Origin of the sequence: Paenibacillus phytorum, assembly GCF_013141715.1 — a bacterium.
In the GTDB taxonomy this organism is placed as follows: domain Bacteria; phylum Bacillota; class Bacilli; order Paenibacillales; family NBRC-103111; genus Paenibacillus_E; species Paenibacillus_E phytorum.
In genome coordinates this window covers 1-12,101 of sequence record NZ_WHOA01000115.1, presented here as the reverse complement: position 1 = coordinate 12,101, position 12,101 = coordinate 1, and the positions used below count along the sequence as shown (strand labels likewise).

Here is a 12,101-nt window from a genome sequence, read left to right as displayed (position 1 = left end):
CAGTATGAAAATAAGGCAATTTATCATAGGACTCAGCTTATTTGCTTTAGTCTTAACGGGCTGTGGTCAAAAGAAAACGGAGCCAGCAGGTCAGACATTCGGCAATACGTCCCAAGCAACGATCTCAACTGCCAGCCCATCTAACATTTCGAATCCCAAGGAAACTCCAACCGTCATTATTTCAGAGACACCTGAAGCAGTAGTTCCATCCGTGACGCCGAAGCCGGACAAGGAAGCAGCAGCCTCCACTGCTGTTAAAGATAATAAGCCAATTTCACTTCCTTCTCCCAAAATGCCGGAGCATCCTGCTTCTGTTGAGGAGGGGGGAGCTGCTAAGGCTGCGAATACGGCAGCAACACCTAAGGTTGAGCCGAAGCAGTTAGAAGAGCAGGCCAGTGCCAAGAAGAAGCCTGAAATTTTATCGAATGAAATCAACTGGACACAGTTTTTTGATGATGATAAGCAGGATAAACCCTCTGAGAAGTTTTGGGACATGAGCGGCAAAACGGTGCAAATAAAAGGCTTTATGGGTGAGGTGCTTTCCTTTGATAAGCACTGGTTTCTATTAATTCCCAAGCCTGGCGCAGAATGTCCATTTGATAATGGCGATGAAACGTATTGGAATAAAATCATGATCGTCTTTGTTCCAGACAATGTGAAGCTGCGCTATACCCCTGGTCCGCTGCTCATCACAGGCAAGTTAGATGTAGGAGTCAAACTCGATGAATCGGGCTACAAAACAATGTTCCGACTCTACGATGCTTCATTTGAGAAAATAAAGGAATAATTTCGGTATAAAAAGCAACTGATCAAAAGGCACAAGCCTGAATGATTAGATGCTTTTATTATATAAAGGGTTTATTGGTCGCTCATTTTTTGTGGAAGGGCATGCCTGAGAGGCTAAGTTTTGAGTTCAGATTCTGCATATCGGTATGGAATCCGCAGGAATATGTAGCTCTTGCACTCGAGGGTAAAAACGGCACTAGCCAGATATCTCGTTGTTGTCTTATTCTGGATTCACAGCACATAGAGAGGAGCTCGGAGAAATGTCTTTCGCAAAAGAAATCATAAAAAACAAACAGTTGTACACCCTCGCTCTACCCGGCATCGTGTTTTTACTACTTTTCTCTTTTATTCCGATGTTCGGACATTTGATTGCGTTCGAGAAATTTCAACCTACCAAAGGAATTTTCGGAAGTCCTTGGGTCGGGTTCGAGAATTTTAAATTTTTTTTTGGAGGCCATGATTGGATAAAGATAACACTGAACACAGTGTTCTTGAATAGTTTGTTCATCTTTTTCGGCATAGGGTTCGCCGTATTGCTGGCCGTAATCTTAAATGAGATTCAAAATGTACTGATTAAACGGCTAAGTCAATCCTTCATTTTTCTTCCTTACTTTATATCTTGGCTTGTCGTCAGTTTAATGGCCTTATCGTTTATGGGGTCGGACGGAATAATGAACGGGATGCTTCAGAAGTGGGGATTTCCTTCTGTAAGTTGGTATCAGAATCCGGGAATTTGGCCATGGATTTTGACGCTTGTTTACGTTTGGAAGTTTTCTGGATACTATTCGATTATTTTTCTCGCTGCGATCGTCGGAATTTCTTCCGAACAATTTGAAACCGCTAAGATCGATGGCGCGACCCGTTTTCAACAGATCGTTCATATAACGCTTCCTTCTATCCGTCCGGTTGTCATCGTTATGGTGCTTCTGGGAATTGGTCGAATTTTCTTCGGAGACTTCGGCATGATATACGGCATGGTCGGCGATAATTCTCTTTTGTACCCGACGACCGACGTTATCGACACGTATTCATTTCGCGCTTTGCGGCAACTCGGGAATTTCAGTATGTCGGCTGCAGTTGTTCTTTACCAATCGGCAATGGGGCTCATAACGATCCTTATATTCAATCGGATCGCCAAGAGTGTCGAACCGGAATCCCGTCTATTTTAGGAGGCTCGCGTAAATGAAAATTTCGGAAAAAGTGTTTCAATATTTCTTATATGCCATAATAGTCGTGTTTACGATCTTGTGTGTGCTCCCTTTTTGGCTCGTTCTCGTTAACTCTTTTGCTTCGGAAGGGGAATTTCTTAAATTCGGTTATCGGCTATGGCCCGCTCATTTCAGCTTTAGCGGTTACGAATTTTTGCTCAAGGGATCTCAAATTTATAATAGCTACCGAAACACGTTAACCGTCACGATCGTCGGTACCGTGCTCGCCGTGGCGATTACGGCAATGTTCGCGTACGTCATAGCGAACCCAAAAGTGAAGTATCGGTATTTTCTTTCGCTTATGGCTTACGTCGCCATGGTATTGGGATCCGGTCTCGTAGGCTTTTACATCATGATCGCCAATTGGCTTGATTTGAAAGATTCTATATGGGCCATGATCGTCCCCTATTTATTAAATCCTTTTTACGCCTTTATATTGGTCTCTTTTTACAGATCGCTGCCTTACGAAATTAATGAAGCGGCTACGATCGACGGGGCGGGAGATATCCATATCTTCTTCCGAATCATCTGGCCGATCTCTAAGCCGGCTATTGCGACGATTTCTTTGTTCTATGCTTTGCAATATTGGAATGATTGGTTTCTCGCTTTGCTTTTTATTGATAACGATGCACTTCATCCTCTTCAATTGATGATTCGTCAGCTCATTTCCAATATTAATGTCGCTTCCTATGTTGGAGGAGGAGCAAGTTATCAAGTCAGCGTGCCTGCGGGAGTCATCCAACTCGCGACGGTGTGCTTGACGATTGGGCCAATCATTTTAGTCTACCCGTTCATTCAAAGATATTTTGTAAAAGGCATAACGATAGGCGCAGTGAAAGGTTAAACCCGAGTCAGCTTTCCCCGAATTAGTCGGACAAGCATAGAAGTATATCATATAGGGAGGCAAGAAAATGAAAAAAAGCAAATCGATATTCCTAGTCACATTAATGGCAACAATGCTTTTGAGCGCATGCAGCGGAAAAAACAACGAAACAGAAAGCGCGTCCCCTAGCGGCGGCGCTAGTCCGGCCGCAAAAACGAATCAAAAGCTGCAACAAGTTACACTGAAAATCATGATTCCAGGCGACCGTCCTGCCCGAATGGATGCCATCATTGCGGAAGCCGAAAAAAGAATGGCGGATACCCTAAACGTGAAATTGAACATCACGTTCGTGCCATGGGCGGATTTGGCTCAAAAAACGCAGCTCACGTTGGCATCGGGCGAAAGCATTGATCTTATTTTTGATGCGCCGTGGTTGCACCTTTCCCAACAGATCGCCGCAGGCAGCTATGAGCCTTTGGAAGGCTTGCTTGATAAGTACGGCCCGAACATCGTAAAGGCGCGTCCGCAGCAGATGTGGGATGCCAATAAGTTTAGTGGGAAAATATACGGCATCCCTCTAGGAGCCTCCCATTTTCAGGGGCGAGGGTACTATGTCCGCAAAGATATTCGAGAGAAACTCGGGATCGCGCCGATTAAAACGTACGACGATTTGATCAAATTCGCTTATGCCGTAAAAGAGAAAGTCCCTGGTATTACGCCATTACTGCCGGCCGGTCAGGATGGGCTCAAAGACATGTCGGAAGCGGTGTTCCGCCGGTTTTTCGATACCAAAACCCATTTGTCGCCAAGCCCTGTCCTCACGCAAAGTCTTGTGCTCTATACCAAAAACAACGACGGCAAAGTGCACAACCTGTTTGACGAAATTGATCCGACAATTTGGTCTTGGATCAAAAACGCTCGTAAACTTTATCAGGATGGCATTATCGGTAAAGACGTGCTCGCAGTCAAAGATTTGAGCCAACCGGCCAAAGAAGGGAAAGTTGCCATTTTCGATCAAAACAACTTTGGGATCGCGCCGGATATTCAAAGTGCAGTCAAACAGAACGATCCGAATGCCGAATTCGAATCGGTTACCTTCTTCGATGCGACTCCGAAAGCGAACATCTCGAACTTTCAACAATGGAATTTTATTTCGGTTCCGGTAGTGAGCAAAAACAAGGAACGGGCGATTCAGTTCCTGGACTGGGCGAACCAAAAAGACAATTACGACTTGTTGACTTATGGAATAAAAGGCGAGGATTGGGAGCCGGTCGGTGACGATCAATACAAATCGATGTCGAAAGGATATGCTTGGTTCCCTTTTGCTTGGATTATGAACCCATTATTCGACCGACTGGATGCTAACCAAGATCCCGAAACGCAAAATTACAATAAGTATACAAAAGTAGCCGATAACTTCACGACCGATATTTTGACCGGTTTCACTTTTGACAATACACCAGTTGCCAATGAAATCGCTCAATATAATACGATTGAGTCTAAGTACTATACGGCCATTATGAACGGGGTAGTAGATCCAGATTCCAACTGGTTACAATTCAAGACAGCGGCATCGGGTTTAGCTAAAAAAATTCAAACTGAAGAACAAAAACAAATCGATGCTTTCCTTTCTAAAAAGTAATTTCGTGGCATTCCGAAAGAGCGGTGTTATTCCGCTCTTTTTGGCCTTTAAGCGGTTTATGTTGAAAATCGACTTTACAGAGGAAGAGAATTGCATTAAGATTTGGACATTAATATCAAGCGATGGAGGAACCTATGCGCAACATAATCGGCAAATCCTACCTCCGTATCTTTTTCTATTTGGCAGTCTTTTTTACCGTAATTATTATTCCATTTTCCTATTTTTTGACGAATCAATATTCCAAGCAAGCGTTGACGGAAATCAATGATTTCATTTCGGAGAAGACGGATAGTCTGAGCCAAAGCTTCGACTACATGTTGGATAACTTGCAGTCTTACGGGTTGACTATGAGTCAGGATCCCTATATTTCTTCTTGGCTAAAAGAAGATTTGGAAACGGAAGACCCGTTAATCGCAAAGGAAGCGTTGAGATCGCTAATGAATTTCATGTCCTTGCAACCGTTTATTTCCGCTACTTATTTGGTCAATACGAAGACCGGCAATGTGCTCGATTCGGTTGAAGGAATTCATTCTCTGGCCGAGTTCAAAGATCGCGAGCTTTTTAATAACGCAATAACACATCGGCCTGCATTCCTGGCATTTCAAAGGTTCGAATACGACGGACGTTCATTGCTAGCCTTAATCATTCCTTCTGCCCAGTTGAAGGAAAACCGCGGATATCTTGTAATGGTGCTGGATCGATCGCTACTGCAAAAATACTTGTTGCAGAACAGGAACAACGGTAACACGGAGTTCTCAATTTTGGACGAGCAACATAGTATCGTGGTGGGAGACGTGCCGTCGGAGTTCGATCACGCCGCTATGAACAGGATTGCCGAAGAATCTGAGGAACAGTTCACGGTAAAAATTAAAGGAAATGTTTACCTGATTCATCACAAAAAAATCCAAACAGAGAACTGGCAGCTGTACTCCATTGTGAAGTTGAAAGACGTTAGCGGCAGGGTAGATCGGTTCCAGAGCAAAATCCTCTTATCTTGCCTGATTCTTTTGATCCTTCTTTTTATCGGCGCATTTTGGAATTCCAAACGCAGCATGGGGCGTTTCAGTGTGTTAGCCAAACAGCTGCAAAATTTGTTCGGAGCGCGTCTTCAATATGCCAACCGAACGCCATTCGAAGAGTTTACGATCATAAAAAGCGGTCTTGACTACATGATGAACAACTTGGAGGAAATGAATAGTTCAAGAAGAAATTATCAAGGTCTTATAAAAGCCGAGTATTTGAGGCATTGGATCCTTCATGGCTCCATCTCCGATGCAATGCGGACAGAATTGGCATATATGACAGATCTCGCTAACAATACAGACTTGAATTTGGCTGTTTTCCGAATAACAGGCTATTCCTTATTTTGTGAAAAATATGATTATGGATCTCGGAAGCTTTTGAAGTATTCGATTGGGAACATCGCGCAAGAAATTTTCATGAATGGCGGATATTTGTGCGAACCCGTCGATCTGGGAAGCGATCATCTGGTATTGCTTTTTGGTTGCGATACTGCCAAAGATTCAATGCTCGGCTTGTTGCATGAAGCAGCAAAGCAAATCGGTAACTGGCTAGGCATTCAAGTTGTCATGGCGATCGGCGAGCAAGGAGCAATCCGCGAGGATCTGAGGACCGTGTATGACAGAATTTACGATTTGACGTTTATGAGTTTCCTGTCAGGAGAATCGAAAATTTACATGCAGGAGGACTACGACCAGCTCGTCAAAGGCCATATCGTAACGTTGGACGAATCCCTGATCCAAGAGGTGATCGGTTTGGTTAAATCGGGCGATAGAGATCGAACGCATAAGGTGGTTGAGCGACTGTTCGGACAGCTTCAAACACTTCCCTATACGGAATGCAAAGTGTACTTAAATATTATGCTGTTCCGAATCGTAAAAGCGTTCAGTAAAGTCATGGACGAAAATGATATTAAAGAAGGAAATCAATTTCTTGAGAAATTCGATTCTTTGACGGAAATCAAGCAGTGGATGCTGAAGGAAATGGACCAGATCATAGACCTTGCACAGGCTCAAACGACCGGCGGCCGGAAAAACGAGCTTGCTCCCGAAATCGCCGATTATGTTGACTTGCACTTGCATGACTCGATGTTAACTGTAGAAGAGATAGCCGAGCATTTAGGATATTCAGGCGGTTATATTCGCCAAATCTTCAAAGATACGTATCAAATCACCTTGTCGGATTTCATCTTGCAAAAAAGGGTGGATCGGGTAAAAGAATTGCTGGTTACGTCGGACATGCCTATTATCGACATCGCGGAACGATCGGGCTTTCAATCGAGAACGACTTTTTTTACCGCGTTCAAACGGGTTACCAAAATGACGCCGAGCCAGTATCGGGAACAAACGACCTCTACCAATGACAAGAAATAACGAATGGCCAAGCCTAACAAGGCTTGGCTGTTTTTATTGAGTACCGTTTTTGTAGCTTTAAATCAATATTCAATAATCGGACTATTAATATGATGGGAGATTCGCAAGAATGATGTTATCGGAATGTTTGAATACCACACGTTACCGAAGAGATCCATTTGGCTGATATTGCTAATGAACTATTTGTAACGCCAAACCATCTGAGCAGATTATTCCGTCAGGAGATTGAAAAGGATCACTTTGTCGATTGACAGGGGAGGTAGCGAGCATGCTTAGGGTGATCATTATTGAAGACGAGGAGATTATAAGAAAAGGGCTTGTTCATACCATTGATTGGCTGTCAATGCATTGTACGGTTGTAGGTGATACGGATGACGGACAGAAAGGACTCCAATTGATCCAGCAGCATCGGCCCGATTTAGTGATTACAGATATTAGGATGCCTATTATGAATGGGATAGAAATGTTGGAGCAGGCTTTGAGAATATATACGTTCCATAGCATCATCCTGACCAGTTATAAGGAATTTGAATATGCAAAGCAGGCTATTTCATTGAAGGTGCTTGAATATTTGTTAAAGCCTGTGGATGAAATAAAACTTGCGGAAATTATTGAGAATATTAATAACATTAGGCAAGGCAAGGTTTACGACGACATCAACAATATAACGAAAACGATAGGCGATACACAACAAATCGATGTGGATGGCTTTCTTCTTGGCGAACATAAACAGAATTATTATGTCAGTGAGACAATAAAGAAAATCAAAAGTGGATACCATAAAAAGCTGACCATTGAAGCTATTGCCGATGGATTGGGAGTAAGTCCAAGTTACTTGAGCCGTAAGTTGAAAGAGGTTACCTCCCAAACTTTTTTGGACATTCTTAACAAATACAGGATTCAAAAAGCTGTAGAACTGCTCGCCACAGGTAAATGCCGGATATATGAAATAGCAAGTATGACGGGCTTCAATGAATATAAGTATTTTTGTAATGTGTTCAAAAAATATAAAGGAACAAATCCGACCAATTTTATGAAGCCTGGTAAATGGGTAGTCGCTAGGAATCCGCGAGAAGAAAAGAATGAAAGTAATTAATTATTGAATCCATTGAAATCAGTGTTTTCATGTATTGCGTATTTGAAGATATCCGATACACGTCGTTCTCTTTCATATCATCAACCGCAGATTTTAGAGAAAAGTTTAAAAAAAGTAGACGCATTTTCTTTAAACTTTAAAGAATTCATGTATTTCTGTTGTTCAGGATGTACGTTCACTTTGCTTATGATAGCGATACGATGGAATCAAAGAGGGCAACTAGATGATTACTCAGAGGCGAAATTATCGTAAGTATAGAAATCTACCGGGCATCACGTATCATTTCAATCCTATCCTATTAAAAGGGGGTGATGGACTCCTGACACTTAACTAATCATCCTAGTGATTTGTTCAAAGATATAGGAGGATTTCTATGATGGCAATAATCTCAGGAAAGGAAAAATCAAATGAAAAGAAAACTTCTTCTTTCGGCTAGCCTGACCCTGATGCTGCTCAGCTTTCTGATTCCATTTGCAGCTTTTGCGGCAGAGGGTGCCTCGTTTACTTTAACGATATCAAACGAAAAACTTGAAGCCGGCCAAGAGGTCATAGTTAGCGTAAGAGGGCATGATCTTAAGGACTTATACGCTTATGAAGTCAACTTGGGTTATGATCCCGAACAATTACGTTTCAAGAAGGCCAAGAGCGACATTTCTGGTATGTCCATAACGCCAATCGTGAAGAACGGCAAGATTCAATTTGCGAACACCATGATCGGAGATAAAGCCGGGGTGGATGGAGATGCGCTCATATGTACACTTGCATTTGATGCAATTGGCAATGGCAAAACGAAAGTAGAACTGAACGAGGTGAAGCTGGTAAGCAGTCGATTGGCTTCAGTTACACAAAAGGCGGACGATCGAATCACAACCGAGATCCAGGGCGGCAAGCTTGAAACATTTACGGATATTGCCGGTCATTGGGCGAAAGAAGCGATTGAGCAAGCGGTAAAAATAGGTTTCGTGAATGGATTTGAAGACCATACGTTCCGCCCGCAAGGACTCGTTACCCGTGCGGAATTTACGGCAATGCTGACTCGAGCGCTTCAACTCCCTGGCCTTGAGGGTGCATTGACGGACTTCGCAGATGACGATGGCATTCCGCAATGGGCAAGACCGGGCATATCGACAGCCGTGGCGGCAGGCATTGTGAACGGGTATGATGACAATACCTTTCGCGCTGATAACCGCATTAACCGTGCCGAGATGACGACTTTGGTTTCGCGGGCATTGAAATTAGATGTGGATTCAACTGTTGTATCCACATTCTCCGATGCCTCTCAAATTCCTGACTGGGCTGCGACCTACGTTGCTGCGGCGTACAAGGTGGGTTTTATTCAAGGAAGAGACGGCAATCAATTCGCTCCGCTTGAGCAATCCACGAGAGCTGAAGCTGTTACATTAATTCTCTCGGCCATTAAAAAATAGATCGCTGATTTTCCAATGTATAACTGGCATTAGAAGTGGGATTGTCCTATATCCATGAAGTATGGTTAAGGGACAGGACAGTCCCTTATTTTTATTTTACAGAAAATGAAATAACCTGGGTGTGTTTGAGCTAGCCAACAATCAGAAATGGCTCGACAAGTTTAAAGATGTCTACACAAGCACTTAAGAGTATGCAGGGCCCCATTAGCCTATCTGGCAGGCTTACCGCTGGAGAGCTACCGAACGGTATTTAGAGGACTGTGGCATTCTGTTACCAACACTTATTTGTACGGTCTGATAGCAATATCAGTTATTGTCTGGGCATAACTCTTCTTCTGGCTTTTAACAAAAAGCCGATGCTGATGAGCGGAACGATTACGATCTTGGTCATTGCCTATATTGTAAGAAAGCTTCCTTACACACTTCGATCCAGTGCGGCCATCCTGTACCAGATCAGTCCAAGCTTGGAGGAGGCATCCATCAGTTTGGGTTGCTCCCCGATGAAAACTTTCTTTAAAGTTACGGCCGTGATGATGCTGCCGGGTGTGTTTGCCGGTGCGATCATGAGTTGGATCACCCCACTACCATTATCTCTTTATTGATTTTCTTCAAATTGACAGGCAACAGGTCCGTCAGTATGTAACGCCATTAGCGAAATTGAGGATTTATCAGCACTGAAAAGGGAGAGCATATCTCCCCCCTTTCGTTGCTGATATGGTCAGATATCAAACCTATAAATTCGATGCATGCCGGATTTGCTGTAAACGTCAGGAACCTACCACATAGCCGATCGTTTGGACTTGCTTTTTAAATATATTGTAAATATCGAAAAAGTTCAGTTATTTATGATGGTTGTATATGTTTTTAGGATATTCAATATTTAACTGAAAATTTATTATTGAATCATTAGCGTTGCTAAAAGTGCTGCATGCCCGCTAAAAGAATATTTCACATGCAATCATCGGTAAACGTTTACAAATCGTTTACAAAACTCTTCTCGGGTAAAGCGTTATTCTAGTAATGCTTGTTCATTGGAGGAGACAAGCATCCGATCCGCTACAAGAGTATTTTTACTTCGAGAATATTGAGTTATTGGAGGGGGGGGATAAGAAGTTCAAGCGTTATGAATAAAAAGGACATCAAGACTGCGAGGATCATGGATTCACTGGTATCTGAGGTATTATTTAAATAATCAACGGAGGTACAAAAATGTCTTTCATGAAAAGGTTCCAAAAATCATTTCTATCACTACTCCTGATAGTCACAGCTTTGGTAGGCAGTACTGGCCTTATCACTGTTCTTTTTCAGTCAGAAAGCTCTGCAGCAGGGGCGGAAAACCCAACGGATGCTCCGATATTCAGCTTCATGTCAATGTCGGATACGCATAGTAGTGTGGATAATACGAAAAATGCTGTAAGGGATGCTGTTACTAATAATATCAGTTCAATGGTTTTAGTCGGGGATATTACCAATAACGGGGATAGCGGTGAATATGACTCCGTACTCAATGCGATCAATTCGGTAAATAATCATCCGCAGATGTATTATACAATTGGAAATCATGAATATGATTGGGATGATGGTTATAATTTTACTATAATGCAGAACAGATTTAAACAAAAGGTAGGAATACCAGAAAGTACGGTGTATTACAGCCGGAAAGTACAAGGCTATGACTTTATATTTTTAGGGTATGATCGTAAAATTTCTAATAACGCGTATATGTCCGACGCTCAGTTAGACTGGTTGGAAAGCACGCTTGCTGCAAATGCTGTTTCGGGCAAGCCGATTTTCTTGTTCAATCATCAGCCTATATTCCAGACCGTATCCAGGACATTTTCGGCTGTAGGTAGTGCTCAAAATACCGTACAGGAACAGAAGTTCAAGAATATTCTGGAAAAATATCCACAGGCTATTTTTACAACAGGACATCTTCACGACGATATTAAGCTACAAGGCAACTTGTACGCTGGGAAATTCTCGGCAGTAAGAGACGGTGCCGTTGTAGAAAATCAAGCTATGATTTTTGATGTATATCAAGACAAGGTGCATTTAAAGGGAAGGGATGTAAGTACACAAAAAACCATTTGGGAAGGTACGATAAGCCTGAAACCGAATACAACCGGCACGTATGAAGCCGAGGATAGTGTTTTCACTTATGCTACCCAAAGCGAAGGTGTCAATGCTTCTGGCGGCAAGGTTGTGAATATGAACGATGGAAGAGCATATATCGAGGCGCTCAAGGTTGACGGAGGAGCTGCTGGCGGCAATAAAATATTGAAAATAAGGTATGCTACCGATGCTGCCAATGTTACCGAGGGAATATATGTAAATGGAGCCAAAGTACAGACGCTCAACTTCCCGACTACCGGAAGCATGAGCTCGTATAACGATCTGGCGGTAGCAATTGAGCTGAAGCCGGGTACAAATAACAAGATCGTCATCCAAAGCGATGGCAGTGCAACGGGCGTGAATATCGATAAAATCCAGATTATGGATAGTGCCACTTATAGCACGATGTGGGGATTTAACAGCAATGGCAACGACAGTATCGCGAACGGAATCAATGCAGTCTTGAAGGGAAGTGCAGCCTATGATACGACTGATAAAATGGAAGGTTCAGCTTCGCTCAGCCTGAACGGCGCTGACGGCAATTATGCGAGCGCAGGCCTTGCATCAACTAAAACAGACGATGTAACGCTAACAGCTTGGGTGAAGTGGAATGG

9 protein-coding genes are annotated in these 12,101 nt (G+C 42.9%); all 9 read left to right on the top strand.

The window, feature by feature from the left end; genetic code table 11:
- The first annotated feature begins 4 nt into the window (after positions 1 to 4).
- On the top strand, positions 5 to 787 hold the full coding sequence (locus GC098_RS16930; RefSeq protein WP_171644300.1) for a hypothetical protein: 783 nt from the start codon (positions 5 to 7) through the stop codon (positions 785 to 787).
- A gap of 259 nt (positions 788 to 1,046) precedes the next feature.
- Positions 1,047 to 1,955: an ABC transporter permease gene (locus GC098_RS16925; RefSeq protein WP_171644299.1), complete on the top strand. Its 909-nt coding sequence runs from the start codon at positions 1,047 to 1,049 to the stop codon at positions 1,953 to 1,955.
- Positions 1,956 to 1,968: 13 nt separating this feature from the next.
- Positions 1,969 to 2,838 carry a carbohydrate ABC transporter permease gene (locus GC098_RS16920; protein ID WP_171644298.1) on the top strand — a complete coding sequence of 290 codons (870 nt, stop codon included), beginning with the start codon at positions 1,969 to 1,971 and terminating at the stop codon, positions 2,836 to 2,838.
- A 67-nt stretch (positions 2,839 to 2,905) separates the two neighbouring features.
- Positions 2,906 to 4,459, top strand: a complete 1,554-nt coding sequence (locus GC098_RS16915) for an extracellular solute-binding protein (protein WP_171644297.1) — start codon at positions 2,906 to 2,908, stop codon at positions 4,457 to 4,459.
- Positions 4,460 to 4,593: 134 nt separating this feature from the next.
- Positions 4,594 to 6,852, top strand: a complete 2,259-nt coding sequence (locus GC098_RS41945; RefSeq protein WP_171644296.1) for an AraC family transcriptional regulator — start codon at positions 4,594 to 4,596, stop codon at positions 6,850 to 6,852.
- A 268-nt stretch (positions 6,853 to 7,120) separates the two neighbouring features.
- A complete protein-coding gene (locus tag GC098_RS16905) occupies positions 7,121 to 7,948 on the top strand; it encodes a response regulator transcription factor (RefSeq protein ID WP_171644295.1) in 828 nt (275 codons plus the stop codon).
- A 407-nt stretch (positions 7,949 to 8,355) separates the two neighbouring features.
- Positions 8,356 to 9,375, top strand: a complete 1,020-nt coding sequence (locus GC098_RS16900) for an S-layer homology domain-containing protein (RefSeq protein ID WP_171644294.1) — start codon at positions 8,356 to 8,358, stop codon at positions 9,373 to 9,375.
- Positions 9,376 to 9,731: 356 nt separating this feature from the next.
- Positions 9,732 to 9,977 (top strand): ABC transporter permease subunit, encoded by a 246-nt coding sequence (locus GC098_RS39570; protein WP_246358657.1) that lies wholly within the window; start codon positions 9,732 to 9,734, stop codon positions 9,975 to 9,977.
- Positions 9,978 to 10,584: 607 nt separating this feature from the next.
- Positions 10,585 to 12,101 (top strand): metallophosphoesterase (locus GC098_RS16890; RefSeq protein WP_171644293.1); only part of this gene is annotated, 1,517 nt, incomplete at its 3' end.

Bases quoted from the DNA above. Each gene is read 5' to 3' on its own strand.
- GC098_RS39570 (WP_246358657.1), top strand. From the start codon at position 9,732: ATGCTGATGAGCGGAACGATTACGATCTTGGTCATTGCCTATATTGTA.
- GC098_RS16930 (WP_171644300.1), top strand. From the start codon at position 5: ATGAAAATAAGGCAATTTATCATAGGACTCAGCTTATTTGCTTTAGTC.
- GC098_RS16900 (WP_171644294.1), top strand. From the start codon at position 8,356: ATGAAAAGAAAACTTCTTCTTTCGGCTAGCCTGACCCTGATGCTGCTC.
- GC098_RS16915 (WP_171644297.1), top strand. From the start codon at position 2,906: ATGAAAAAAAGCAAATCGATATTCCTAGTCACATTAATGGCAACAATG.
- GC098_RS16905 (WP_171644295.1), top strand. From the start codon at position 7,121: ATGCTTAGGGTGATCATTATTGAAGACGAGGAGATTATAAGAAAAGGG.
- GC098_RS16920 (WP_171644298.1), top strand. From the start codon at position 1,969: ATGAAAATTTCGGAAAAAGTGTTTCAATATTTCTTATATGCCATAATA.
- GC098_RS41945 (WP_171644296.1), top strand. From the start codon at position 4,594: ATGCGCAACATAATCGGCAAATCCTACCTCCGTATCTTTTTCTATTTG.
- GC098_RS16925 (WP_171644299.1), top strand. From the start codon at position 1,047: ATGTCTTTCGCAAAAGAAATCATAAAAAACAAACAGTTGTACACCCTC.